Genomic DNA, 25,824 nt, shown 5'->3' on the forward strand with positions numbered 1-25,824 from the left:
GTCGTACGTAGACGGGACTCTACGCGCATAGAGAAAGGGGGTTGAAGAAGGCCCCCGCCGACGGCGGGGGCCTTGCTCAGTTCGGGTTCCCGGAGTTCAGGTTCGCGGGGCCGAACGCGTCCGGCAGCATCTCGCCGAGGGTGCGCACGCCCGACGCGGTCTCCACCAGGAGCGCGGGCCCGCCGAACTCGTACAGGAGCTGACGGCAGCGGCCGCACGGCATGAGGATGTCGCCCTTGCCGTCCACGCAGGTGAAGTGGGTCAGGCGGCCGCCGCCCGTGAGCTGGAGCTGCGAGATGAGGCCGCACTCGGCGCACAGGCCGAGCCCGTACGACGCGTTCTCCACGTTGCAGCCGGTGACCGTGCGGCCGTCGTCGGCCAGGGCCGCCGCGCCGACGGGGAAGCCCGAGTAGGGCGCGTATGCACGGGACATGGCCTCGCGCGCGGCGTCCCGCAGCGCCTCCCAGTCGGCAGCGGTGGTCACTTCCCTTGTCCCTTCCGGTACGGCAGGCCGTTCGCCTTCGGCATCCGCAGGCGTTGGGCCGACAGCGAGAGGACGAGCAGCGTCACGACGTACGGCGTGGCCGTCACGACCTGGTTCGGCACCTCGTCGGTGAGGCCGTACCAGGCGAACATCAGCGCCGAGACCGCCGCGGTGATCGCCGCGGGGACGTAGCGCTTGCGCCACACCAGGTAGATCGCACCGATGATCAGCAGGATGGCGATCAGGAGCAGCAGCGCGTGGACATTCGTGCCGCCGCCCCGCAGCTTCAGGCTGTCGGTGTAACCGAACAGGCCGGCGCCGATCGCGAGTCCGCCCGGCATCCAGTTGCCGAAGATCATCGCGGCGAGGCCGATGTAGCCGCGGCCGCCGGTCTGGCCCTCCAGGTAGATGTTCGACGCCACCAGGGACAGGAAGGCACCGCCGAGACCGGCGAGGCCGCCCGAGATCACGACCGCCAGGTACTTGTACTTGTAGACGTTGACGCCGAGGGACTCCGCGGCGACCGGGTTCTCACCGCAGGAGCGCAGCCGCAGGCCGAACGCGGTCCGCCAGAGGATGAACCAGCTCAGCGGCACCATCGCGATGGCGATGAGCGTCAGCGGCGAGACGTCGGTGAGCAGCCCGCCGAGCAGGCCCGCGAGGTCGGAGACCAGGAACCAGTGCTTCTGGTTGAGGTCCACCAGCCAGTCCGAGAGGCCCGGCACGGAGAACTTGCCGAGCGAGTCCACGCCCGGCGACTGCTTGGACGTGCCGCCGTCCGTGCCCTCGAAGGCGTACGTCGACAAGTAGCGGGTGATGCCGAGGGCGAGGATGTTGATCGCCACACCGGACACGATGTGGTTGACGTTGAACGTGACCGTGACGATCGCGTGCAGCAGGCCGCCGATCGCCCCGCCGAGGATGCCGAAGAGGATGCCCACCCACGGGCCCCACTGGTAGCCCGCCCAGGCGCCGAACCAGGTGCCGAGGATCAGCATGCCTTCGAGGCCGATGTTGACCACGCCCGCGCGCTCGGCCCACAGGCCGCCGAGGCCCGCGAGTCCGATCGGCACGGCCAGGCGCAGGGCGCCGGACATCTGCCCGGTGGAGGTGATGCCGTTGGCGTCGGTGATCAGCCGTACGACCGAGGTCAGGACGAGCACGCCCGCGATGATCAGCAGCAGGACGGGGAGCGAGACGCGGCGGCGGCCCGGCGCGGTCTTCGCGGGCGCGGCCTTGGTGACGGTGGCGGAGCTCATCGCGCGGCCACCTCCTTCACGGAGTCGTTGGTGCGTGCTGCGGACGCGGCCGCGGCGAGTTCCTCACCGACGCGCTGCTGCTGGCGGCGCAGCCCCCAGCGGCGCACGGCCTCGTAGGAGACCACGACGGCGATCACGATCAGGCCCTGCATGATGACCGCGATCTCCTTGTCGTACCCCTTGTAGTCGAGCGCGGGGGACGCCTTGTCGAGGAACGCGATGAGCAGTGCGGCGAAGGCGATGCCGACCGGGTTGTTGCGGCCGAGCAGCGCGATGGTGATGCCGGTGAAGCCGAGTCCGGTGGGGAAGCTCAGGCTGTACGTGTGCACGTCGCCGAGGAGGATCGGCATGCCCGCGAGGCCCGCGACGCCGCCGGAGATCAGCATGGCGGTGAGCACCATGCGCTTGGCGTTGACGCCGGAGGCGGCGGCGGCCGACGGGGAGGCGCCGGTGGCGCGCAGGTCGAAGCCGAAGCGGGTGCGGTTGAGGACGAGCCAGTACAGGACGCCCGCGAGGACGGCGACGACCACGAAGCCGTAGACCTCGCCGGAGGAGCCCATGTCGATGCCGGGGAACCAGCCGGAGGAGTGCATGACGCCGGTGGTCTGGTTGTTGCCGACCGGGACGCCGAAGTTCTCCTCCAGGGTGAGGTAGCCGATGACGCTCGTCGCGATCGCGTTGAGCATGATCGTGGCGACCACCTCGCTGACGCCCCGGGTGGTCTTGAGCAGGCCCGCGATGCCCGCCCAGAAGGCGCCGGTGAGCATCGCCACCAGGATCAGGAGCGGGATCTGGAGCCCCGACGGCAGCGACACGTGCGCGCCCACGACCGCGGTGACCATCGCGGCGAGGCGGTACTGGCCGTCCACGCCGATGTTGAACAGGTTCATGCGGAAGCCGATGGCCACCGCGAGCGCCGCCAGGTAGTACATCCCGGCCTGATTGATGATCAGGACCTGGATGTCCGAGTAGGTGCCCTGCTCGAACATCAGGCTGTACGGCTCGATCGGGCTCTTGCCCGAGGCGACCAGCACGACCGAGGTCAGCACCATGGCCGCGACGAGCGCGATGACCGGGCCCGCGAGGGCGAGGAGCACGCGCTCCTTGTCGAACTTCTTCATCGGGCCTCGTCCTCCGGACCGGCGTCTTCCGTCACGTCCGCCGCTGCCGCGGCGGTCGCGTCGTTCTCGGGTTCCTCCACGTGCTCCAGGTGCCCTGAGGCCGCGCCCGTCATGGCCGAGCCCAGTTCCTCGGGCGTGACCGAGGCCGGGTCGGCGTCCGCGACGAGCCGCCCGCGGTAGATCACCCGCAGCGTGTCGGACAGGCCGATCAGCTCGTCGAGGTCGGCGGAGATGAGGAGCACGGCGAGGCCCTCGCGGCGGGCCTCGCGGATCTGGTCCCAGATCTGGGCCTGCGCGCCGACGTCCACGCCGCGCGTGGGGTGCGCGGCGATGAGGAAGCGCGGCTTGTGGCTCATCTCGCGGCCGACGATCAGCTTCTGCTGGTTGCCGCCGGACAGCGAGGCCGCGGTCACGTCGATGCCGGGCGTACGGACGTCGTACTCCTCGACGATGCGGCGGGTGTCGGCCTGGGCGCCCTTCGGGTCGAGCCAGAAGCCGCGCGCGTTGGGCTTCTCGGTCACGTGGCCGAGGATGCGGTTCTCCCACAGCGGGGACTCCAGGAGGAGCCCGTGGCGGTGGCGGTCCTCGGGGATGTAGCCGACGCCCTCCTCGCGGCGCTTGCGCGTCGCCCAGGCGGTGATGTCCTCGCCGGCCAGCCGGACGGTTCCGGAGTCGGCGTGCTTGAGGCCGATGAGGGCGTCGATGAGCTCGGTCTGGCCGTTGCCCTCGACCCCGGCGATGCCGAGGACCTCGCCCTCGTGGATGGTGAAGGAGATGTCGTCGAGGAGCGCCCGGTCGGAGTCCTCGGCGAGCAGCTTGAGCCCGTCGACCTCCAGCATCGGCCGGTCGGTGACCGTCGACTCGGCGGTCTCCGGCGTCGGCAGCTCGCTGCCCACCATCAGCTCGGCGAGCTGGCGCGGGGTGGTCTCGGACGGGATCGCGGTGCCCACCGTCGTACCGCGCCGGATGACGGTGATGTCGTCGGCGACGGAGAGGACCTCGCCCAGCTTGTGCGAGATGAAGATGACGGACAGGCCCTCGGACTTGAGCTCGCGCAGGTTGTCGAAGAGCGCGTCGACCTCCTGCGGCACGAGCACCGCGGTCGGCTCGTCGAGGATGAGCGTGGTGGCGCCCCGGTACAGGACCTTGAGGATCTCCACGCGCTGCCGGTCGGCGACGCCGAGGTCCTCGACGTGGGCGTCGGGGCGCACGCCGAGGCCGTAGCGCTCGGAGATCTCCAGGACCTTGCGGCGGGCCCCGGCGCCGATCCCGTACAGCTTCTCGCTGCCGAGGACGATGTTCTCCAGGACGGTCAGCTGGTCGGCGAGCATGAAGTGCTGGTGCACCATGCCGATGCCGCGCGCGATGGCGTCGGCCGGGCTGCCGAAGGCGACCTGCTCGCCGTCGACGGCGATGGTGCCCTCGTCCGGCTTCTGCATGCCGTAGAGGATCTTCATCAGCGTCGACTTGCCGGCGCCGTTCTCGCCGACGAGGGCGTGCACGGTGCCCTTGCGGACGCTCAGATGGATGTCGTGGTTGGCGACCACGCCGGGGAACCGCTTGGTGATGCCGGCGAGTTCCACCGCGCACGTGGTGGCGGTGGGCGGAGGGGTGGTGGACGCGTCGATGGCGCACTCTCCTCGGGGACTTAAAGGAAAGGGGCCTGCGCCGCGCACGCGGTGTGCCCCTGCTTCACGCCTCAGACGTCACCGCGTCCCGCCGACTGCGGTACGTATCCCGGTGGTTGAGGCCTGGCCGCGCGAACGGGGCGCGAGCGGACGCAGACGTCCATGGTGCTCACACCCCGTTCCGCGGCCGTGATGCCGCTCTTACAGCTTCGTCTTGACCTTGATCTTGCCGCTGCCGATGGCCTGCTCGGCCTTCTTCAGGGCGGCCTGGAGGTCCTTCATCTTGGTGAACTCCGGGTTGGAGTCGGCGAGTCCGACACCGCCGGACTTCAGGTCGGCGCGGACGACGCCGCCCTCGGCCTTGTCATCCTGAACCGACTTCACCAGGTTGTACACCGCGCCGGAGACGTCCTTGGTGGCCGACGTCAGGATGTACTTCTTGTACTTGTCGAGGGCCTTCTGCTTGTACTGGTCGGAGTCGACGCCGATCGCCCAGACCTTCTTGGCGGCGGCGGCCTCGATCACGCCCTGGCCGGAGAGGCCCGCGGCGTGGTAGACCACGTCGGCGCCGCCCTCGATCTGGCCGCTGGCCGCCTCCTTGCCCTTGTCCGGGCTGGAGAAGCCGCCGTCCTCGGGCTTGTCGGTGAGGAACTGGCGCTTGATCTTGACCGACTTGTCGGTGGCCTGGACGCCCTGGACGAAGCCCGCCTCGAACTTGCGGATCAGCGGGTTGTCCACGCCGCCGACGAAGCCGACGGTCTTGGACTTGGTGGCCTTGGCGGCGGCGACGCCGGCCAGGTACGAGGACTGCTCCTCGGTGAAGACCAGGTCCGCCACGTTCTTGGCCTCGATGGTGGCGTCGTCGACGATGCCGAAGGTGACGTCGGGGTGCTTGGCCGCGACCTCCTTGACGGCGGGCGCGTAGGCGAAGCCGACGCCGATGACCGGGTTGTAGCCCTGCTTGGCCAGCTCGGTGAGGCGCTGGATCTTGTCGGCGTCGGACTCGCCGTCGTTCGGCTCGACGGCCTTCTTGCCGATCTTGAAGTCCGCGGCGGCCTTGTCCATGCCCGCCGTGGCGGCGTCGTTGAAGGACTGGTCACCGGCGCCGCCGACGTCGTAGGCGATCGCCACGCCCTTCTTCTTGCCACCGTCGTCGCTCTTGGCGGCGTCGCTGGAGGTGCCGCCACAGGCGGAGACGGTGACGGCGAAGGCAGCGGTCGCGGCGGACGCGAGCGCGAGTCGGGACACCCGGCGCATAGGGACGAACTCCTTTTGACAACGACCTGTACGTGTACGCGGGTACGGCCGCCGCGCGTGCGTGGGTGCGCTGCTGCGCGTGCACACGCTGCGGAAACGTACGGAGGCGTACGCGAGGACGTACGTGAGGCGCGCCTCACCCGGCGCGATTTCGCCGCAGCGTAACGCGCGTAGACCTGACATAAGAACCCTTCTGTCCGGTCCGTTATCGAGCTGTGGCCGCCGGGCGTCGACCAGGTGACACCTGGTCGACGCCGTCCGGAGCGGACGGATGCGCCGGGGCGCAACGGGTTATACGTACGACTTGTTAACGCGGTGCGGACGGGGCAACGCGGTGGTTATACGTACGACGTGAACCTCCCCACGGAGGCTGGCCCCTGGGCCTCGAACGGGCTCGTGGGCCGGGCCCCTCCACCCCGGGCCGATCGGCCTGCGACCTCGTCCTCAAACGCCGGACGGGCTGGGAGACGTCGCGGTCGCTCCCCGTGCGCGCTATGGCTTGATCTTGACCTTGACCTTGCCGCTGATGATGTCCTTCTTCGCCTGTTCGACCGCGGCCACGACGTCCTTCAGCGCGCGGTAGTCGGGGTTGGAGTCGGAGAACCCGACCCGGCCCGACTTGAGGTCGTACCGCTGCGTGCCCGTCACCGGCTTGCCGCGGACGACCGACTTCGTCAGGTCGTACACCGCCCCGCCGACGTCCTTGAAGGCCGAACCGAGGATGTACTTCCTGTACTTGGCCAGGGCCTTCTGCTGGTACTGGTCGGAGTCGACGCCGATCGCCCACTTCTTCTGCGACCCGGCCTCCTGGATCACGCCCTGCCCGGAGAGCCCGGCCGCGTGGTAGAGCACGTCCGCGCCCGCTTCGAGCTGACCGCTCGCGGCGTCCTGGCCCTTGTCGGGGCTGGCGAACCCGCCCTCCTCCGGCTTCTCGGTCAGATAGCGCCGCTCGATTTTGATCTTCGGATCGACCGACTTCACGCCCTGCACGAACCCGGCTTCGAATTTGTGAATGATCGGAATGTCGACGCCGCCGATGAATCCGACGTGTTTGGCCTTGGTCGTCTTCGCGGCGGCGACTCCCGCGAGATAGGAGCCCTGCTCCTCGTGGAAGACGAGATCGGCGACGTTCTGGGCCTGCACGGTGTTGTCGTCGACGATCCCGAACGTGGTGTCCGGGTACTTCTTCGCCACTTCCTCTATCGCGGGCGCGTAGATGAAGCCGACGCCGATCACCGGGTCGTACCCCTGGCGGGCGAGCTGCTCGATGCGCTGGGTCTTGTCGGCGCTTGACTCGCCGTCGCCGGGCTCCATGTCGACCCCGCCGATCTTGAAGTCCGTGCGGGCCCGCGCGTAGCCGGAGTGCGCGGCGTCGTTGAAGGACTGGTCGCCCTGCCCGCCGATGTCGTACGCGAGTCCGATGCCCTTGCCCTGGTACGCGCCGCTCTTCTTCTTGTCACCGCCGTCGTCGTCCTTGGCGGCGTCGCTGCTGGTCTCCCCGCACGCGGTGGCCACGAGGGCGAGGGCCGCCACCGCCACTGCCGCGCGGGAAATCCTTGTTTGACGGGTGGTGCGAAACTGACGACGTCGACGCATAGGACGTACCCCTCACGTTCCGAACGTTCCCCGACGCACCTGGAACGGCGCGGATTTCGGCGCACACTAACGCGCGTAGAAAGGGAGGGAAACGGTTTCGGCGGGGGCCGTTATCGATTCGTGGCGGGATGGGCCGCGGAGTGTCTCGTGGGCCGCGGAGCGGATCCCGGGTGCGGGCCGCGGCGCCTTGTGGGTGCCGACGGCGACGCTTCGCGGGATCCCGGCCGGGTGCTTCTGGCGGTGCGGCCGTGGTGCGTACGGGCCGTACGAGGGTGGGGCCCTCAGGCGGTGCGGTGGGCCGCGTCGAGGAGCGCGGCGGCGGTGAAGAGCTCCACGCCCACGGTGATGGCGTGCTCGTCGGCGTCGAAGTCGCCCTGGTGCAGGTCGCGTACGCCGCGCTCGCCCGGCGTACGGACGCCGAGTCGGGCCATGGCACCCGGCACGTGCTCCAGGTACCAGGAGAAGTCCTCGCCGCCGAGGCTCTGCTCGGTGTCCTCGACCGCGTCGGCGCCGCGCCGCGCGGCCATCGCGTCCCTCAACAGGTCCGTCACGACGGCGTCGTTGACGACGGGCGGCACCCCGCGCACGTAGTTGATCGCGGACTTGGCGCGGTGCAGGTCGGCGATCTCCTGGACGGCGGCGTGCACGATGTCGGGGGCCTGCCGCCACGCGTTGATGTCGAGGCAGCGGATGGTGCCGGAGAGCTCGGCGTGCTGCGGGATCACGTTGCACGCGTGGCCCGCGTCGATGCGGCCCCAGGTGATGGAGAGGCCCGAACGGGCGTCCACGCGCCGGCCGACCAGGGCCGGGACCTCGCTGACGACCTTCGCGGCGGCGGTGACCAGGTCGGTGGTCAGATGCGGCCGCGCGGTGTGGCCGCCGGGTCCGTCGAGCGAGACCTCAAGGCGGTCGCAGGCGGAGGTGATCGGGCCGTGGCGCAGACCGATGCGGCCCGCGTCGACGCGGGGGTCGCAGTGGACGGCGATGATGCGGCCGACGCCGTCGAGGGCACCGCAGGCGACGGCGTCGGTGGCGCCGCCCGGCAGCACCTCCTCGGCGGGCTGGAAGAGCAGCCGCACCGGGTGCGGCAGCTGTCCGGCGCGCGCCAGCTCGGCGAGCACGAGTCCGGCGCCGAGGACGACGGTCGTGTGGACGTCGTGACCGCAGGCGTGGGCGCGGTCCGGGACGGTGGAGCGGTAGGTGGCGCTGGTCTTGGTGTCCGGGATGGGCAGGGCGTCGATGTCCGCGCGCAGCGCGAGCACGGGGCGTCCGGCGGTGTCCGGGGTGCCCCCGACGTCACAGACGAGCCCGGTCCCGACCGGGAGCACGCGGGGCGTGAGCCCGGCCTTCTCCAGGCGCGTCTTGATCGCCGCAGTCGTGCGGAACTCCTGGTTGCCGAGCTCCGGATGCATGTGCAAGTCACGCCGGAAGGCGATGAGTTCGGCGCGCAGCGCTTCTGGCAGCGCGCCGGGCAGATTTCCGGGCGGCGCGGACTCGGCTCCTTCGGGCGCGTCCGTGGACGCGCGGGACATCAATTGGTTCACCCTGTGAAGGGTAAGGCGCTGAACCCGTCAACTAAGCCTCGATCAACAAAAGTTCAGCCAGATTGAGGTAAGTTCGCTGGCCCACGAGCGCATGCGCGGCTGGTACGGCGGGTATGAAGGTGGGTTACGTTCCGCACACACAGAGAGATCACCGCAGGTCAGAGGTCTCCACCTTTGGGGTGGGTCGTCATCCTTGGGGTGGAGAGTACGGACTTCGGCGGGTTTGGGTGGCGGGGTGGGGGCGCGTGTGGTAATCGAACGTGCGGGCGGAGGCTTGTCCCGCGACGGGACGGGCGCACGCCTCATCTCCCATCTACCGGGGTACTCCATTCCGGCGGGCTCGCCGGGAAGGACTTCTCTTGACGTTGTCGGAGAAGGGAGGTTCTAGGCCCACCCGTCCCAGTGCCGCAAATCCGGCGCCGCCTCATCAGAGCCTGCGAAACCCGCGTCGCCGATCGTTCGGGAAACCTCGTACGGCCATCGTTTCTGGCTGCCCCGAGCTGCTCCTTAGCCGCTCACAACACCCCTGAACGACCGCCGGGGGTGCCGTCGCAGCCCAGAAGGCGGATGGGCATGGTCGTGATCCACTCCCGCGCCCGCCACTTGCTCCACAGGCCCGGCACCGGCGGTCGCAAGCTCCCTCAGCAGCTCTCTCCGCACCTGATCCCAGGGCCAGTCGGCGGAAGCTCGAAAGGCTTGCAACTGGATCGCTTCCCGATACGACGGTGACCCCGAAGACATCGATGCCCAGTCCTAGTATCAGCTTGAGCATCACACCCGCGCCGTCCGGGACGAACAGACTACCCAAACCGACTGCCCCTCGTCCGCCTCGCCTCTCGGTCACATCCCAAGGGCCTGAATCACCGCCACGCCTGCCAACTAGCCGGTCCCTCCGCTTCCATCGCCTCTTGACACGCGCTCATTCGCAGGACTCCCCCACCTGCCCCGGCGAAGGACGCCGCCGCAAGATGATCTCGTTGACCAGGGCGGCGATTCAGCAAAGACGCCTTCCTGTCGGACCAGCATCCGACGCACCGCCGAGAGGTCGCCCAGCAGAGCACGTACTAGATCAACGCCACCGCAGTGACCGACTCCAAGGGCTGCGCCGGTCACATCGATCGAGCCATCTGCCGCGGCGTGGAGATACGTGACTCCTCAGCGCCGGCTTCCGCCGCATCCGCTGCCACGACCTCAGGCACTCGCCCGACACCTGCACGGCAACTGCAGCGGGCGTCACCTGGTGTCCGCCACAGTCGCCGTCAGCTACTGCAGTCACGGCCCCCCGAAAGCCCCACCAGAGCACACCCGATGGAGCCGCACACTTGCGACAGCACAGACCATGGCGGAGAGGGCACTCGGACACCCCACCGAGTCAAGCCTCGCAGTCAGCTTTCGCGCGAGCGAGGATGGCAGTGGCCTCACGAACGGCATCGATGAGCGCGCGCTTCTCCTGGTTGACTTGCGATATATTCCCGCCCGCCAGACCATATGCTCTTTCATAGCTGACCCAGGATTCATAAGCGATTCGCAGTCCCTCCGAACCGGCTCGACCAACAGCAAACTTCTGGCCAAGCGTCAGAGGGGGTTCGCGATGCCCCATCCACAACTCAATTCGAGCCTTTATGGAAACGAACTCCGCGACAACCTCAATCACATCGTTGCCGATCATGTTGCTGCCCATCATCTGAACAGCAAGATTGATCGCCGTTGAAGCCGTAGGGCTTCGCAACTCCTCGGGCGCTTCCCAGTTCGGCAACTGGCCTTTGAGCGACTCCCAACCATCAGCTGCCACGACTAGAGCCTCCTCTGCTTGTGGGAAGAACCGAGCAGCCAACCGGCGATATTCTGAGAGTCATTAGCTGGTACGCCTACTCCACCAGCCTTCAAAATTCTCGCACAATAGGTCACGCAGTTGTTTGTATCGTTGTCGTGCGGACCGAGGTTGACGTCCTCCATAGCATACTGAGCCCGCTGCGCATTCCTTGCGTCGGGAAGCGGGACCCTGACAACAATCGTGCCGGGCGAGTGAGACCTGGTGCGAACACCAGGAACCGAATTCGAGCCCTTCTGCGAACCCGCCTCGGTGTGCATCGTCGTGTCTCCATGCGTTACCGAGATGGACGCGTGTCCCTCGACGTCATCGAAGTAGACGTCCGCATACCCATCATTGCAGTTGTGAACCAGTACTGGCCTGGCCCCCGCCACCACATAGTACGTATGCAGATCCGCAACCGTAAGGTTGTGCACCGTCGCCGACTGGGTCCAGCGGGCTACTGCCGTGATCTGTACGTGCGTTCCCGCGCTCGTGCGGAGCCACTGGCCCGAGCTGAGGTTCGTCGCGTCGATCCACTCGCCGAGTTCCGGGACCCAGAAGGGGTGGCCGTCCGTGGCGGTGACGGAGGCGGTCTTCGTGCCCTTCTTGCCGTCCGTGTCGATCGTGATCTTGACCAGGCGCTTGGCGCCCTTGCCCTTGATCTCGGCGGTGACCGTCTCGACCTTCGTCTTGCCGGTCTTCGGGTCGGTGGCCAGGACCTTGTCGCCCACGTCGACGTCTCTGATGGCCTTGGTACTGCCGTCCGCCATCAGGACTCTGGTCGCGGGTGTGAAGCTGTTGCTCACACAGCTCGACTTCTCGGCCGCGTCCTCCAGTTTGTCGGCCCGTTTGTCCAGGGTGCGCCATTTGCCGACGCTGTCCTTGAGCTGGCCGAGCAGCCCCCAGATCCGTTTGCCGAGGGCGACGCCCTTGCGCCAGTTCAACAAGTACTTCTTGGTCAACTGGCCGATCTTGGCGCCGATCGCGCTCGTGACGACGTTGAGGATCGTCGCCCCGCAGGAGCCGAGGCTCCCCGTGCTGAAGCAGTCGAGCGCGTCGGTGATGCCCAGCTCGTCCTGGATGATCTTGCCGAGTTCCTTGGCGGCCAGGACGGCGCGGCTCTGCTGGATGTCGGCCCGGGTGCGGGCGACGATGGCCTTCCGCTGCGCCGGGGTCTTGTCGAGCTGGTAGTACCGGTAGTAGGTCTTGGTGGGCTTGACCTCCCAGCCACCGTTGTCCTTCAGCCGGCACGTGACGCCCGCGTAGATGCAGTCGTCGGGCTTCTCGCCGGTCGGGTCGGACAGCGTCACCGGGCTGTTGTTGGCGTACGCGTAGCCGTTGATCTGCTGCGGATCGGTGAAGTCGATCAGCGGGTCGGCAGAGACGAAGCGGCCGTTCTCCGGCTCGTACTCCCGCGCGCCGATGTGCGTCAGGCCCGTCGTCGCGTCGACCGACTTGCCCAGGAAGCCCTTGTCGTCCACCCACGGCTCGACCGACCCGGTGTCCCGTGCGTTGCCGAACGGATCCATGCGGCGCCGCGTGACCTGGCCCGACGCCGCGTCGACGGCCGCAAGCGAGGTGCTGTGGTGGTCGCCCGCCAGGAACTGCACGCCGTTCGGCGTGCGCATCGCCACGGTCCGGCCGCCGAACCCGTAGTAGCGGGTCGCCTCCACCTTGCGCGTGGCGGTGTTCAGGCTCAGCTCCATGCCCGGCAGGTACAGCGTCTGCTCGCCGGGCTCCTTGCGCAGCAGCCGGTTGCCTCCGGCGTCGTACGAGAAGGCCGTGGCCTCCGTGTCCGGCTTCGCCGACTTCGTGAGCTTGCCTTCGGCGTTCCAGCTCAGATCCTGCGTCGTGCCGTTCAGGACACGCTGGCGGGTGTTGCCCGCCGCGTCGTAGGCGAAGGTGTCCTGCGCCTTGATCGCGGGGCCCCTGCTGCTGGCGGGGGTGTCCGTCACGACCTTGGTGAGGGTGTGCGGGCCGCCGTTGCCGTCCGCGTCCTTGCCGTAGGTGTACGTCCGCGTCACGTCCGGCTTGCCGCTCACGCCGTACAGGACCTGCTTGCTCCGGTTGCCGGAGGCGTCGTAGTCGAAGTCCTGCCAGTAGGCTCCCGGACCGCCGAGCGTCGTCGCGCTCGGATCGCTCGCGCACGCCTTGTCCTGCTTGCCGGAACCCGCCGCGCCGTCGGAGGAGTTGGACGTCGCCCAGGCGGCCTTCAGGCGCCGCTGCCAGTCGTAGCGGAAGCACTGGACGTCCGCCTGGCCGCCCTGGGGCGTGTCGGCGATCGAGGTGACGTTGCCGGACGCGTCGTACGTGTAGTCGGCGTCGTACGTCACCGCGTCCACGCCCGAGACGTCCACGCTGGAGTTCTTCAGACGGTCGGTGCCGCGCTCGTACTCGTAGGTCAGCCAGGTCTTCTTGCCGTCCGAGCCGCCGACCGTGCCCAGTTCCAGCTGCTGGAGCTGGGAGGTCGGGGCGTACGACGCCTGCCCGACGTACGCCCCCTGGCGCTTGCCGTCCAGGGTGGACAGCAGCTGCGTCGGACGCTGCAGGGCGTCGTACGTGTAGGTGAGCGTCTCGGAGCCGAGGCCGCCCGCGGCGGGGATGCTCTGCGACTGGACCGTGCCGTCCGGGTTGTACTGGGTCCCGAACTCGTAGGTCCCCGCGAGTTCGGAAGCCGTGTCACCGCCCAGGTTCACCTTGGTCAGCGTCGGCTGGTACAGCTCGTCCAGCTGGACGTTGAGCGTGGAGGTCTGGACCTTGCCGTTCTCGTACTTGTACGTGCCGTACGTCTGGCCCTTGGCGACGTGGTCGTAGGTGGTCGCGGTCAGCTGGGTGCCCTTGTCGGGCTCGCCCTCCCACGTCGACGCCGGGCGGCCCAGTTCGTCGTACTTGGTGGACGTCGACTTGCCGCGCATGTCCGTGGTGGACACCAGGCGGTCCAGGGAGTCGTACGTGTAGGTGGACTTGCCGGTGTCCGGGTCGGTGGCCGACGTCTTGCGGCCGCGCTGGTCGTATCCGTACGACCAGGTGTTGCCCGCCGAGTCCTCGACCGACTTGAGCTGTCCGGCAGGGGTGTACGTGTACGACGTGGCCTCGTAGTCCGCGGACGTGCCCGTCGGGGCGGGCTTGTCGCCCTTGTAGCGGCGGATCTCGGTCGTCCGGCCGCGGCCGTCCGTGAGCGTCGTCGTGGGCGCCGTGCCGGACGGGGGGTCGACGTGGACGCGGTCGCCGTCGTAGGCGTACGTGGTGCGCCACTTCTCCTCGTCGGCGACCTTGAAGATCTCGGCCGTCTTGCGGCCCGCGCCGTCGTACCGCGTGGTGGTTTGGCCGTCCACCTCGCCGCCGGGCTTGAAGATCGTGGCCGTGGGGGCACCGGTGGTGTAGTAGTCCGAAGCCGTCTCGATGACGTTGCCGAGACCGTCGCGGTGCGTGTCGGCGACGATACGGCCGCCGTTCGGTCCCTCGGACTGCTGCTGGCGGGGCCGCAGCAAGCCGTCGTAGATCGTGTACTCGGTGCCGTAGGACGTGCCGTTGTTCTCGATCCGCTCCGTCTTGACCGCTGTCGACGCGGTCTTGCGGATCAGATAGCTGTACTTGATCGACGGAGTGAAGTCCTTGTCCCGGGACCGGTCGGGCAGCCAGACCGAGGTGAGCCGGCCCAGCGCGTCGTAGCCGAGGTCGCTGCGCTTGCCGTTCATGTCGATCTGCGCGGCGGGAACGCCCCACGAGCGCACGTACTCCGTGGACACCTGCCAGCCGAGCGGATTCGTCTCCGTCTGCTTGGTGGTCAGGCCGTCGGTCTCGGTGTACGCGAACTTCGTCTCGATGCCCTTGGCGTCCTTGGCCTTCAGCGGACGACCGAACCTGTCGAAGTCCGCGGGCGTGGCCTCGGACACCGTCTGGTAGGTGGGCGTGGTGCCGTCGTGCTTGGAAAGGCGCTGCACCTTCGTGGCATCGCCCTTGGTCGGAGCCTCGCCCAGGCCCTTGCCGTCGTAGAAGGTGAGCTCGTCCGAGATGACCTGGGTCTTGCGGTCCGGCTTGGCGTCACACGTGACGGCGACCTTCTCGGCGCGGGAGACCAGGTCGTAGATGTTCTTGGCCTTGTTGTCCGCGAATTCCGTCCGGGCGCACTGGTTGTCGCCGCTGTCGCCGATCTTTCCGTAGTCGTCGGTCTCGACCGCGCGGCCGGTGGCCGCGTCGTAGCGCGTGGTCGCGGCCACCTCCTGCCACTTGTTGTCCGGCAGGGCGGTGTACGTCCGCGTGGTCTGCGGGCGTACGTAGTAGGCCTTGCGGGTGCCCCAGTCCTTCACCCGGGTCGCGGTGGCCCTGCTCCACGTCGTGCTGATGCTCTTCGAGACGATCTTGTCGGTCGCGAATCCGCCGTCGTAGGTGATCGTCTCCAGCTCCTGGCCGGAGAGCTCCTCTTCGTCGGCGTGCTTCGTGCCCGTCGAGTCCGTGACCTCACCGCCGAGGCCCCGCAGGAAGACGTGCTCGGTGCGCTGATTGGCGGAGCTGACGGTGCCGTCGGACTTGGTCACCCGGACCTTGCCGTAGCCGCGCCAGTCGCTGTGCGTGCGGTACTCGCTCTTGGTGATGCCGTCGGCGCGGGCCTTCTTCCAGCCCGCGTCGCCCTGGTAGTCGTATTCGCTGACGTTGTCCGGCGTGTCCGCCGTCACGTCGTCCTCGACCACGCGCTCGACCAGGTACTTGTGGAACCAGTCGGTGATCGGATCCTCCGCGCCCGGCGGATTCCACTTCACCGGGTAGCACGCCTTCTTGGGGCTGTCCGCGTCGGGCAGCGAGGACGCCTTGCACTCGGCCTCGCGGTAGAGGATGTCCAGCTGACCGCCGGAGCCGTTGTCGACTCCCGAGATGCGGAAGCGGTTCATCGCCTGGATGTTGTCGCCGGGCTTGTCGACGCGGTTGGGCAGCTGCTGGCCGAGGAGTTCGACGGCAGGGGTCTCGGCCGTCCCGGAGCCGGCGTGGCCGGTCTGCTTGATGGTGTTGAGCCACAGCGACTTCGAGCTGTCGCCGTTGTCGGTGAAGAGGTGGCCGAGGGTCCAGGAGTCGACGTCCGCGTAGCCGTCGCCGTAGCGGATCTGCGTCGTGACCTTGCTGAGCTTCTTGCGGGTCCAGAACGTCGGGCTGTTCTGGCCCTTGCACTTGGTGTCGGCCTTGCAGTTGAGGTCCCAGGGCACGTCCGGCCAGCGGCCTGCCGTCGCGTCCGTGAGGTCGCCGGGCTGGCAGTCGGCCGCCGCGGCCAGGCAGCGCTCGTCGGTGTCGAACACCATGCGGCCTGCGGCCGGGGTGCTGTAGACCTTGCCGTCGCGCTGGCCGTAGTCGATGCGCTTGAGGTACCCGCCGCGCGTGTACGCCTTGCCGTTCTCGTCGGTCTTCAGGCCCTGCGTGTAGTAGTTGGTCTCCTTGCCGTAGAAGTACGACATGGCGTTGTCGTGCGGGTCGACGACGTAGTCGAGGTTCCACCGCCAGGCCTGCTTGCAGTGGGCGTTGGCAAGGGTCGCGTCGTAGCAGGGCTCGCCCGAGTCGTCGCCGTAGACGGGAACCGTCCAGGTGGAGCCGGTCTGCTCCTTGCCCGAGGTGTAGCCGGGCAGGTTGTCCAGACCGAAGTAGTACTGGGTGCCGTCGGTCGTGGTGACGCGCCAGTGCTCGCCGTTGTCGTCGCCGTTGCTGGCCCCGGTCAGCTTCTCGACCTTGCTGTTGTCGTCACCGCTGATCCGCCACTCGCCGGATTCGTCGTCCTTGATCAGCTCACCGGAGCTGCCGCCGGCCAGCTGAATGGTGGCGTTGTCGTACGCCCAGCACTGGTCGCCGTTGGTCTTGCTCTGGCCGTCGTCGGCACACGGCTTGTACCGCCGCTCGATGAAGCCCGGTTCGTAGCCGAAGCCTTGCCCGATCCAGGAGCCCTGGTTGTTGGTTGCGGCGGTCTGGCCGTCGACGGACTGGGAGTTGTAGCCGAGGGTGACACCCGGCACGAGCCCGCCCGGCGCGGGCGGCGTACGCAGCGGATACGACCAGTTGAACGCGCCGGAGGAGTTGGAGACGCTCCACTCCGCGGAGGGCGCGAGCGGGGTCGAGCCGAAGCTGCCCTGGTCGCCCGAGGCCCCGGCGGTCGCCGCGAGGACGGTGGGGGCGGACCGGGCTCCCCGCGCGGTGACGGGCACGTCCGCGCTCAGGGTCTTGGCCGCCGTGTCGTTGGCCGTCGGCAGCTCGCGCGGGGTGGCGCAGCCGCGCTTCTGCGGTGTGGTCAGGGCGCACTGCGGCAGCCGCACCAGGCGGAGGCGGGATCCGTATCCGGCGCCGTAGGCCTCGGCGAACCCCGAGTAGTCGAGGGTGACGCGAACGGCCTCCGGTCCGGCTGCCCGGCCCGCACGCGCAGCTTTGCCCGCGTCGGCGACGGTGAGCAGGACGCCGTCGACGCCCGCTGCCTTCGTCCTCTTCCGCCCGACCACGTCGACCTTGACGGCGTCCGGCGTGTCCGGTCTGGATCTCGTGCGTTGCTTGGGCGGGCCGATCTCCAGCGGCAGGCCTTCCGCCTTGGCCGTACGGCCTGCGGAGCCGAGCGACACCGCGTCGCTCCCGGGCTTCGGCCAGTCGACCGCGGCCGCCCGGTCCACCCGCGCCTTCTCGGCCGGGTTGGCCCTGCGCCGCTCGCCCTTGAGGCTCGTACCGGACACCGGCTTGCCCAGGTCCTGGACTTCCGGCCGGGTCCGGCCCTTGTCGTCGGCCGCCGCGTCCGGGGCGTACTGCGGAAGCAGCCCCACGGCCAGTGAGACGCCGAGGGCGAGGATGACCTGGCGGCGTGCGCCGGGGTGCGCGGACCAGGAGGGCAGGCGGAACCATTTCGACGTAGGCATGACATATCTCCGAGAAGTGTGAGAAGAGCTGTGTCCGCGGGGCCGTGGGGCGGGCGGGGCGCCCCTGCCGTGGAGCCGCCCCGCCCGCCTGCCCGCGCCTACGTCACCGTTCCGTCCAGGTTCACACCGGATTCCAGCCTCGCCACGGTGGCCACCAGCGGCTCGTCGAAGGCCCCTTCGAAGACGCGCACTTCGTCGACCGCGCCGGAGAAGTACGCGGAGCCCGACGTCAGCCCCGAGCGGCCCACCTGCAGACCGGTCTTGGCGAAGTCCCATTCGTTGGGCCACTTCACGACCTGGTCCGTCCACTGGCCGTTCACGTACAGCCGGACCTCTTCGAAGAGCGCGTTGTAGGACAGGGCCAGGTGGTCACCGTCGCCCGACGTGCTGGGCTGGACCCCCTTCGCGATCGCCTCCTGGGCGGGGGCGTCCGGCGCGTCCTTCTCGGTCAGCCGCAGCTGCCAGCGGCCGGACTCCTTGTCGAAGCGGACCGTGGCCGCCGAACCCTCGGTCCCCGGCAGCGCGAACACCGTCTGGCTGGCCGTGGCGTCGGGCGAGCTGAGCCGCGCCCGCGCCGTGACCGTGAAGCTGGCCTTGGACTTCAGCAGTCCGGCGGTACGGCTCGCGTAGCCGTCCTTGCCGTTGAGCGCCAGGTGGCCGTCGCCCCATACGGGCTGTTCGGCCGGCTTGCAGTTCGGGTCGAGTACGTCGCAGGAGTCGTCCGCCTGGTAGAGGGAGGCACCGCCGCGCATCGTCAGGCCCCTGCCGCCCGAACGGTCCGGCACCGTGCCGTCAGCGGCCTCGTCCATGTCCCAGTAGGCGAGCTGCAAGGGCGGAATCCCGCCCAGGCTCCGGGTCTCGCCCACGGCCAGGACCCGGTCGAAGACCTGCACGTCCGCCACCGTCCCCTTGAGGTGCGCGGTGTAACCGTCGGGCTCCAGGGCCCGCCCGATCTGGAGCGAGCCGGTGGCGTTCCAGGTCGTCGGACGCTCCTGGATGTCACCGTTCACCAGGGTGCCGTTGACATACATGCGCATCGTGCCGTCCGTGCCGGCTTTGACCTCGTCCTTGTCGTAGACGCCCACGAGGTGGGTCCACTCGCCGGGCACCGGCCTCGGGCCCTGGACCTCCCACGAGGTGACCGATCCGATCTCGCTGTCGGGGGCCCGGAAGGACCAGCGCCGGGAGGTGGCGTCGTATCCGAGCGAGAAGCCGGACTGGGCGGAGCCGTCCTGGCTGATCACCGTCATCGACGTCTTCGGCAGCTCGGGCAGCAGCACCCAGCCCGCGACGGAGAAGGTCTTGTCCGTGTCGACGATGTGCTGACCTGCGTTGAGGTAGGCGCCGCTGCCGCCGTCCAGGGTCGCCGCCGTGCGCACCGAGCCGTGCGGCCCCTTCCCGCCGAACGTCACGCCGGAGCCCGCCGTGGCTGCCGCGGTGTTGTCGTTGCCTGCGGCCTCCTTGGATCCGACGGGGTCCGCGAGGGCCCAGGACGCCTTGGCCGAGCGGCCCTTGGCGACCCGGAAGCGGTAGGACTTGGTGATCTCCTCGCTGTTGCCCGCGCGGTCCTCGGCCCAGACGAACAGCGTCACCGGGGCTTCCCGCTGGGGCATCCAGCGCAGGGTGACCGGTCTGCCCGGCGCGCTGGGCACGACGGTCCGCTTCGCCTCGCCCGTGAACTGGTAGTGGTACTTGACCACGTCGGTGCCCTCGGAATGCAGTTCGAAGGTGCCGTAGTCGCCCACGCCCGCGTGCCACTTGCCGTCGTCCGGGAACCTCTCCGACTTCACCTCGGGCGCGTCGGGCTTGGTTGAGTCGAGGATGAACTCGCAGCGGGTGCCGGATCCTTCGTGGCTCCACGGGCCCCAGGACTCGTCCGAACCGCCGATGTCGTCACCACCGCGCACCCACCAGCCGATCACGGTGTTCTGCGGCAGCTTGAACTCGCCTGTGCCGTCGCCCGTGATGTCCTTGCCGACCGTGTAGGTGAAGTCCTCGAAGCCGCTGTCACGGCCGGGCAGGGTGTCCGACTGCTTGTAGTGGGTCGTGACGACGCGTTTCTCTTCCTTCCCGTTCTTGTCGGTCCAGAAGATCTCGAACTGGGCCCGCAGCTGCTCCGTGTTCCCCTTCGCGTCGCCGTGGTCGGGGTCCCAGACCCTCGCCGCCAGCGTCGGCACCTTCTTCGTGTAGTGCTTGGTGGCCTCTCCGTAGGCGCACTTGCCGCCGGAGCTCATGGACAGGTCGTCCATGTCCGGCTGGTAGGGCGGCCTGTTGTACGTCACTTCGAGCGCGGCGTTGTTGCAGAACCGCTTCCACGACGCGTAGGAGTCCTCGCTGGCGGCCTGGAGTCCGAACGTGGTGGTGTCCCAGCCGCTGGACGCCGCCTTCTGCACGGTGCTCTTCACGTTGAAGCGCACGTTCTGGTTGGTGGCCGAGCAGGAGCCGGTCGGGTTCGTCGGCGACTCGGAGGTGATGTGGTCCTTGCTGGACGGCCTGTTGGACCAGTTCGTACGGGAGTTGATGGCGCTGCCGCCGGAGCTGTTCACCCGGTGCAGCTGCACCGAACGCGCCTCGCTGTTGTACGTGTGCACCAGCGTGATCGCGAACTCGGCCTTGAGGATCTTCTTGTCCTCGAAGCTTCCGGTCGGCAGGGCGTAGTACTGACGCTGCACGTCGTCGCTGCCGGTGCAGCGCACGGAGAAGTTCGCCGGGCAGCGGCCGACGCCCTTGCCGGACTCGACCCCGTCGTCGGAGTTGGGGAACTTCCAGCCCTCGAGCCCCGGCTTCGCGGACGACACCCAGGTCCAGCCGGTACGGCCCTTCGTCCGTGCGACCGGGTCGATGATCACTGGATAGCGCGTGTTCGCGCCCCTGAGCAGCTTCAGGTCCGGCTTCAGCGTCATGGCGTGCTTCCGCAGGCCGAGCCCGACGTCCGCGACCCGGGCACCGTCGCCCGGCGTGGCCTGAGGTGCCGTCGCGGTGCGCCGCTGCGGGCCCGCGGTCCGGCCTCGGCCACTCGAATCCCACATCACCGGCTGCGCGGCCTCGAAGACCGTACCCCCGGTCTCCTCGTCCTTCGCCACGAGCCCGCCCTCCGCGTCCTCGCCGACGTCCAGGCCTTCGGCGTCGATGGGCAGCTCGATGGCGGCCAGCTCGGGACGGGCGGCCGCCGCCGCGGACTTGACGACCAGCATGTGCGCGAAGCCCTCGGTCTCCGCGCGGACGACCAGGTCGACGCCCGGCAGGACCGAACGGTACGTGGCCGTGGGGCCGTCGACCTCAGGGGCGGGCAGCTTGCCGGGCCAGGACAGGGAGAGCTTCTTGCCGTCCCGCGCCATCGTGGCGAACGGCCCCTTCCCGCCACCCGAGATGGTCACGGCGGTGGGGGTGGCCCTGGGGGCGAGCGCGCCGCCGGGCCGCCTGACCAGAGTCGTGTCGATGTCGGTCCACTCGCCGTCCTTGCGCGTACGGACCGGCTCCGCGAACTCCTTGGCGGTGAAGGTGCCGTCCGGGTTCGCGAACGTCTGGCTGCGTTCGGTGCGTCGCCCGAGGACCTCGACGCGCTTCCCCGACTCGTCCGCGCGCCGGGCGGCCGCGGCGTCCGTGAACTCCGTGCCCGGTGCCGTGCCCGGTGCCGTCCCTGGGGACGCCGGCTGCCGTTCGGACGGCTCCGCGGTCGCCACCGGCGAGCCGGTGATTCCGGCAGCCAGAACGGCAGTGATCACTCCGGCCACGGCGACCGCTCTTCGCGCCCTCCGTGCTGCCCTGCTCTTCACGATTCCCCCTGCGTCGTAAGCGCTTGCGCCGTGGGCCGGAGGCGGCGCACCCCCCGGGGCACGCGCCGCCCGGTGCCGACTAGCGGATGTCCGTGCCGAACGCCTTGCCTTCGTCCGGGACGCCGTTGGCCCCCGGCTTCACCGTGCGCACCGATCCGGTGCCACCGTCGATGTGCTTCCAGGGCGTCGCGTACACCAGGCCCTTACGGTCGCCCGACGTCTTGCTGTAGGGCACGCCCACGTACAGGTCCTTGTACGTGCCCCACAGGCCGAGGCCCGTGAAGTCGCGCGCCTCGGCCGTGCCCGGCAGGCCGTGCCCCCGCGTGAGGACCTTGCCCCTCGCGCCGGACGGGCCGAGCGGGGACAGGACGTGCACGGCACCCGCGTTCTCCGCGGCCCCCACCTCTTGGTTGGGGACGCTGACGGCGAGCCTGATCGTCTCGGCGGTGGCGGTCGCGCCCGGCTCCGTGTTGGCCAGGGCGACCCGCTGGCCGAAGAAGTCCGACGCCGCGGGCCGCTCGTCGCCCCCGGATGCCAACCGGTCGACGAAGTCGACCTCGGCGATGGCACCGGACGGCTTGATGCGGATGACGGTGACGGCACCCGCGTCCGCGACCGTGCCCACGTTCTCGTTGGGCGCGCCGACAGCCAGCAGCGCGTCCGTCTCCGAGTCCGCCCCCGACGGCCGGTAGGGAACCATGGACAGCGCCGTGCCGAAGCGGTCGTCCTTGGCGGACGCGCCCGTCACCAAGGCCTGGTGGTTCTCGTCCACCCCGTCGAGCGAGGTCGGCCGCCCGTCGTCGATCGTGTGGTTGAACAGCGTCACCGCCCCGGCGAACGACTCGTCGCCGATCGCCTCGCCGGGCGCGCCCGCGGCGATGAAGCGGCTGGTGGCCGCGAGGGACTGCCCGAACCGGTCGTTGGCCTCCGCCACTCCGGGCACGTCCGGGTCGTCCTGGTTGACCGTGGTCTTGGCGGTGCCCTGGACGTAGTGGATGCACCCGGCGTCCGAGATGTTGCCGATGGCTTCGCCCGGTACGCCGATGGCGAGGTACGGCTTGCCGCCCGACTTGACGCCCGCCGCCAGCGCGTAGCCGAAGAGGTCTCCGGCTTCGGTGGCGGTGTCTCCGTCGAGGCCCGCCTGCGTGTAGCTCCGGATGGATGAGCCCTCGCCGATGCCGGAGGGCCGCCCGTGGATGACGTACACGGCACCGGCGTCCACTTGAGCCCCGTCGGCGGTCTTGACGTCCTCGTACGGTGCGCCGACCACCAAGTCGTCGCAGCCGTCCTTGTCGGCGTCGTACACCGCGAGCGACGCCCCGAACTTGTCGCCCGTCTCCGGGTCCGCGGCCATGCCGCTCAGCTTCTGGGAGATCTCGGAGACTCCCTTGTCGCCGCCGAGGACGACACGGACGAGGCCGGCTGCGGTCTTCCCCGCCACGGTGGCCTCGGGGTCGGCGACCGCCATGTCACGGATGCCGTCGCCGTTGAAGTCCGATCCCGCCCCCTCGGTACACGTGGCGGCGGCCGCGGGCGACGCCCCCGCGGTGAACGACGTCGTGGCAGCCACCACGAGAGCCGCCGCCACTCCCCATCCGGTCACCCGCGCGCCACCGCGCGCGCCTCGACTCAACTCCACAACCCCACCCCAGAGTTACAGAACACCGTCACAGAATGTTCACAGGGGAGCGAGTAAACGCTCGGCGCATCCGAGCAGTCAATGTGACTCAGGCCACATTCGATCGGGCGATGATGTGCACCTGTTACTGAACGTGTCCGCACTCGGCGAGTCCTGGCCACCGCATCTCTCCCCGTGGAGCGCGTCTACAGGGCTCTTCGAGGGCGGTTTCGTCACCAGAAACAGGGATTGATTTCCACGAGCAAGCACTGAAGGGGCATGCCGCAAGGGCAACCGGTGGGGCGAAACTCGGCCACCCCTGCACGGAGGCGGTTCATCCGTATAACGCTGTGCAGCGGGAAGTTTTGCCGGGTCTCCCGGGATCCACACCTGCCCCACCCCCCGGCCGGTTTGGGACACAACGGTTGGATTTTGGGACAAACACGATGTGACCGGGCGTGGGGTGGGGCGGTGTGGCCGCGGGGCGCGTCTGGGGACGGTGGCGCGGTTGCAGGTACAGGATGCGCCGGGGCGATCAACGGGCTGTCAACAAGCGTTGAACAGGGCGGCCCCGGTCACGCCGGAGCCGCGGCCTGGCGGGTGGGCTGGGTGGGGAGGGCCGGGGCCGGGTGCGGGAGCGCGGCCAGGCGGTGGACGTCGCGGGCCGTGCCGGTGACGCCGGAGAGGAAGCCCTGGGCCCGGGGGGACGCCTTGTCCGTGAGCCACGCGGGGTCGATGTCCATGACCGCCACCTTGACCTCCGTACCGGCCAGGGCCAGCGGCAGGGTGTGGACGACGGTCGAGGGGAAGCTGAGGATGGTCCGGCCGATGGGGCCCCGGCGGGCGATCAGCTCCAGGGGGAGGTCGGGGCGGATCACCTGGAGGCCGGTCTCCACCGCGAGGCGGTGCAGCTTCTCGGCGCTCTCGCGGCGGTGCGCGAAGTAGCGGGCCGCCCCGTGCGTACGGGCGAGCGCGCCGACCGCGTCCAGGTAGCGGTCGAGGTCCACCACGCCGGTCTCCACCAGGGACGTGCCGACCAGGTCCGCGCCCTTGGTGATGCGCGGCGGGCCGAAGCGGGCGCGCGTCCACGCGAAGGAGTTCGCCGTGACGCGGACGCCGTCGGGCGCCGCTTCGATGGGCATGGAGGAGAAGACCTCCACCCGGCGGCCGCCCTTGGGGCTCGGCGTCAGACGGCGGCGGGCCGAGGACGAGACGGGCATGAAGACCATGTCCCTGGGCCCCGGCCTGCCGCCCCTGCGGTGCCAGCGCACCAGGCGCTCGCCGTTCGCCAGCTGGGAGATGAACTCCATGGTGGCCGTGCCGTCGTCGACCACGACGAGGTCCGGCGCCCGGGTGATGGTGAGCAGGAGCTGCACGTAGCGCGAGAAGGGGTCGCCGATCACTATCCGGGCGGCCCTGCGCAGCGGGCCCGCGAGCCCGCCGATCGTGTGGAAGGGCGCGGTCGTGCCGCCGCGCGCCTCCTCCCAGCGCACGGTGTACCCCTCCGCGCGGGCCAGTTCGGCCATGCGGCGCAGCTGGCCCCGGGTCATGGGGTCGGTGGGGGCGAGCACCACCAGGGTGAGGTCGCCCGGCGCGGACTCGGGCTCGTGCGCCGTGGACAGATGCGCCCACTCCAGCACGTTGAGCAGCTGCACCGGCGACTCCACGAACGCCAGCGTGCCGTGCGGTGCCCTCGCGGCGCGCCGTGCGCTCCGTGCTGACATGGATCCTCCCGTGCGGGATGGGGCGGGTCGGTCCTGGCCCCGGCCCTCCCGTGCGGGAGGGCCGGTGGGGTGGTGCGCAGGCCACCCGGGAACGCGCGGTGCGGGAGCGGCACCGGTCGCGCTCCCGGGGGCGCCGGGGGCCGACGGGCGGGGTGCGCCCGCCCGTCGGCGTGCGGCGGTCGGGACTCAGACCGCGACGGGCTCGCGGTCGGCGGACTCGGCGACGACGCCCGCCACGCGGCGGAGCTTCTTCATCGGGCCGAGCTCGGACTCGTAGACCTTCTTGACGCCGTCGCCGAGGGAGGCCTCGATGGTGCGGATGTCACGGACGAGGCGCGTGAGGCCCTGCGGCTCCACGGACGCGGCCTGGTCGGAGCCCCACATCGCGCGGTCGAGCGTGATGTGGCGCTCGACGAAGGTGGCGCCGAGGGCGACGGCGGCGAGGGTGGTCTGCAGGCCCGTCTCGTGACCGGAGTAGCCGATCGGGACGTTCGGGTACTCGGCCTGGAGGGTGTTGATGACCCGCAGGTTCAGCTCCTCGGCCTTCGCCGGGTACGTCGACGTGGCGTGGCAGAGCAGGATGTTGTCCGAGCCCAGGACCTCGACGGCGTGGCGGATCTGCTTCGGCGTCGACATGCCGGTCGAGAGGATGATCGTGCGGCCCGTGGCGCGCAGGGCGCGGAGCAGCTCGTCGTCCGTCAGGGAGGCGGAGGCCACCTTGTGGGCCGGGACGTCGAACTTCTCCAGGAAGGCGACGGCCTCGGTGTCCCACGGCGAGGCGAACCAGTCGATGCCGCGCTTGGCGCAGTGCTCGCTGATGGCCTGGTACTCGGACTCGCCGAACTCCACGCGGTGGCGGTAGTCGATGTACGTCATCCGGCCCCAGGGGGTGTCGCGCTCGATGTCCCACTGGTCGCGCGGCGTGCAGATCTCCGGCGTGCGCTTCTGGAACTTCACCGCGTCGCAGCCCGCGTCGGCGGCCGCGTCGATGAGCGCGAAGGCGTTCTCCAGGTCGCCGTTGTGGTTGATGCCGATCTCACCGGTGATGTAGACGGGGTGACCGGGGCCCGCGGTCTTCGAACCGAGGGTGCGCAGGCGGTTGTCGGAGGCCGTAGTGCTCATGGCAGGA

General features: G+C 69.5%; 13 protein-coding genes. All 13 read right to left on the reverse strand.

Annotated features, from left to right (window positions below):
* Window positions 1–76 precede the first annotated feature (76 nt).
* Complete coding sequence (locus tag IG74_RS0102260; protein ID WP_030668638.1) at window positions 77–484, reverse strand: cytidine deaminase; 408 nt, start codon at window positions 482–484, stop codon at window positions 77–79.
* The gene (locus IG74_RS0102265; RefSeq protein ID WP_030668640.1) at window positions 481–1,743 is read right to left on the reverse strand and encodes an ABC transporter permease; all 1,263 of its coding nucleotides are present in this window, start codon (window positions 1,741–1,743) and stop codon (window positions 481–483) included. Before IG74_RS0102265 ends, IG74_RS0102260 begins: the two co-directional genes overlap by 4 nt.
* Window positions 1,740–2,864, reverse strand: a complete 1,125-nt coding sequence (locus IG74_RS0102270; RefSeq protein WP_030668642.1) for an ABC transporter permease — start codon at window positions 2,862–2,864, stop codon at window positions 1,740–1,742. Before IG74_RS0102270 ends, IG74_RS0102265 begins: the two co-directional genes overlap by 4 nt.
* Complete coding sequence (locus tag IG74_RS0102275) at window positions 2,861–4,492, reverse strand: ABC transporter ATP-binding protein (RefSeq protein WP_051854469.1); 1,632 nt, start codon at window positions 4,490–4,492, stop codon at window positions 2,861–2,863. The genes IG74_RS0102270 and IG74_RS0102275 overlap by 4 nt, the downstream gene beginning before the upstream one ends.
* 201 nt (window positions 4,493–4,693) lie before the next feature.
* Window positions 4,694–5,749, reverse strand: a complete 1,056-nt coding sequence (locus tag IG74_RS0102280; RefSeq protein ID WP_030668647.1) for a BMP family lipoprotein — start codon at window positions 5,747–5,749, stop codon at window positions 4,694–4,696.
* 492 nt (window positions 5,750–6,241) lie between these two features.
* Window positions 6,242–7,345, reverse strand: coding sequence for a BMP family lipoprotein (locus tag IG74_RS0102285; RefSeq protein WP_037824269.1), 1,104 nt, complete (start codon window positions 7,343–7,345; stop codon window positions 6,242–6,244).
* A gap of 281 nt (window positions 7,346–7,626) precedes the next feature.
* Window positions 7,627–8,877: an amidohydrolase gene (locus tag IG74_RS0102290; RefSeq protein WP_030668653.1), complete on the reverse strand. Its 1,251-nt coding sequence runs from the start codon at window positions 8,875–8,877 to the stop codon at window positions 7,627–7,629.
* Between the two features lie 1,384 nt (window positions 8,878–10,261).
* Window positions 10,262–10,681, reverse strand: coding sequence for a hypothetical protein (locus IG74_RS51840; RefSeq protein WP_158857378.1), 420 nt, complete (start codon window positions 10,679–10,681; stop codon window positions 10,262–10,264).
* A 2-nt stretch (window positions 10,682–10,683) separates the two neighbouring features.
* Entirely contained in the window at window positions 10,684–17,577 is a 6,894-nt protein-coding gene (locus IG74_RS0102295) for a polymorphic toxin-type HINT domain-containing protein (RefSeq protein WP_051854447.1), read from the reverse strand.
* 98 nt (window positions 17,578–17,675) lie between these two features.
* Window positions 17,676–21,311 carry a LamG-like jellyroll fold domain-containing protein gene (locus IG74_RS0102300; protein ID WP_234334181.1) on the reverse strand — a complete coding sequence of 1,212 codons (3,636 nt, stop codon included), beginning with the start codon at window positions 21,309–21,311 and terminating at the stop codon, window positions 17,676–17,678.
* Window positions 21,312–21,432: 121 nt separating this feature from the next.
* A complete protein-coding gene (locus IG74_RS0102305; protein ID WP_234334182.1) occupies window positions 21,433–22,956 on the reverse strand; it encodes a VCBS repeat-containing protein in 1,524 nt (507 codons plus the stop codon).
* A 590-nt stretch (window positions 22,957–23,546) separates the two neighbouring features.
* Window positions 23,547–24,695 carry a hypothetical protein gene (locus IG74_RS0102310; RefSeq protein WP_051854448.1) on the reverse strand — a complete coding sequence of 383 codons (1,149 nt, stop codon included), beginning with the start codon at window positions 24,693–24,695 and terminating at the stop codon, window positions 23,547–23,549.
* A 186-nt stretch (window positions 24,696–24,881) separates the two neighbouring features.
* The gene (locus tag IG74_RS0102315; protein ID WP_030668669.1) at window positions 24,882–25,817 is read right to left on the reverse strand and encodes an N-acetylneuraminate synthase family protein; all 936 of its coding nucleotides are present in this window, start codon (window positions 25,815–25,817) and stop codon (window positions 24,882–24,884) included.
* Window positions 25,818–25,824 lie beyond the last annotated feature (7 nt).

The sequence above is a fragment of the Streptomyces sp. NRRL B-1347 genome (assembly GCF_000720325.1).
In the GTDB taxonomy this organism is placed as follows: Bacteria; Actinomycetota; Actinomycetes; order Streptomycetales; family Streptomycetaceae; genus Streptomyces.

Bases quoted from the DNA above. Each gene is read 5' to 3' on its own strand.
- IG74_RS0102265 (WP_030668640.1), bottom strand. From the start codon at position 1,743: ATGAGCTCCGCCACCGTCACCAAGGCCGCGCCCGCGAAGACCGCGCCG.
- IG74_RS0102270 (WP_030668642.1), bottom strand. From the start codon at position 2,864: ATGAAGAAGTTCGACAAGGAGCGCGTGCTCCTCGCCCTCGCGGGCCCG.
- IG74_RS0102280 (WP_030668647.1), bottom strand. From the start codon at position 5,749: ATGCGCCGGGTGTCCCGACTCGCGCTCGCGTCCGCCGCGACCGCTGCC.
- IG74_RS0102285 (WP_037824269.1), bottom strand. From the start codon at position 7,345: ATGCGTCGACGTCGTCAGTTTCGCACCACCCGTCAAACAAGGATTTCC.
- IG74_RS0102290 (WP_030668653.1), bottom strand. From the start codon at position 8,877: ATGTCCCGCGCGTCCACGGACGCGCCCGAAGGAGCCGAGTCCGCGCCG.
- IG74_RS0102295 (WP_051854447.1), bottom strand. From the start codon at position 17,577: ATGCCTACGTCGAAATGGTTCCGCCTGCCCTCCTGGTCCGCGCACCCC.
- IG74_RS0102310 (WP_051854448.1), bottom strand. From the start codon at position 24,695: ATGTCAGCACGGAGCGCACGGCGCGCCGCGAGGGCACCGCACGGCACG.
- IG74_RS0102315 (WP_030668669.1), bottom strand. From the start codon at position 25,817: ATGAGCACTACGGCCTCCGACAACCGCCTGCGCACCCTCGGTTCGAAG.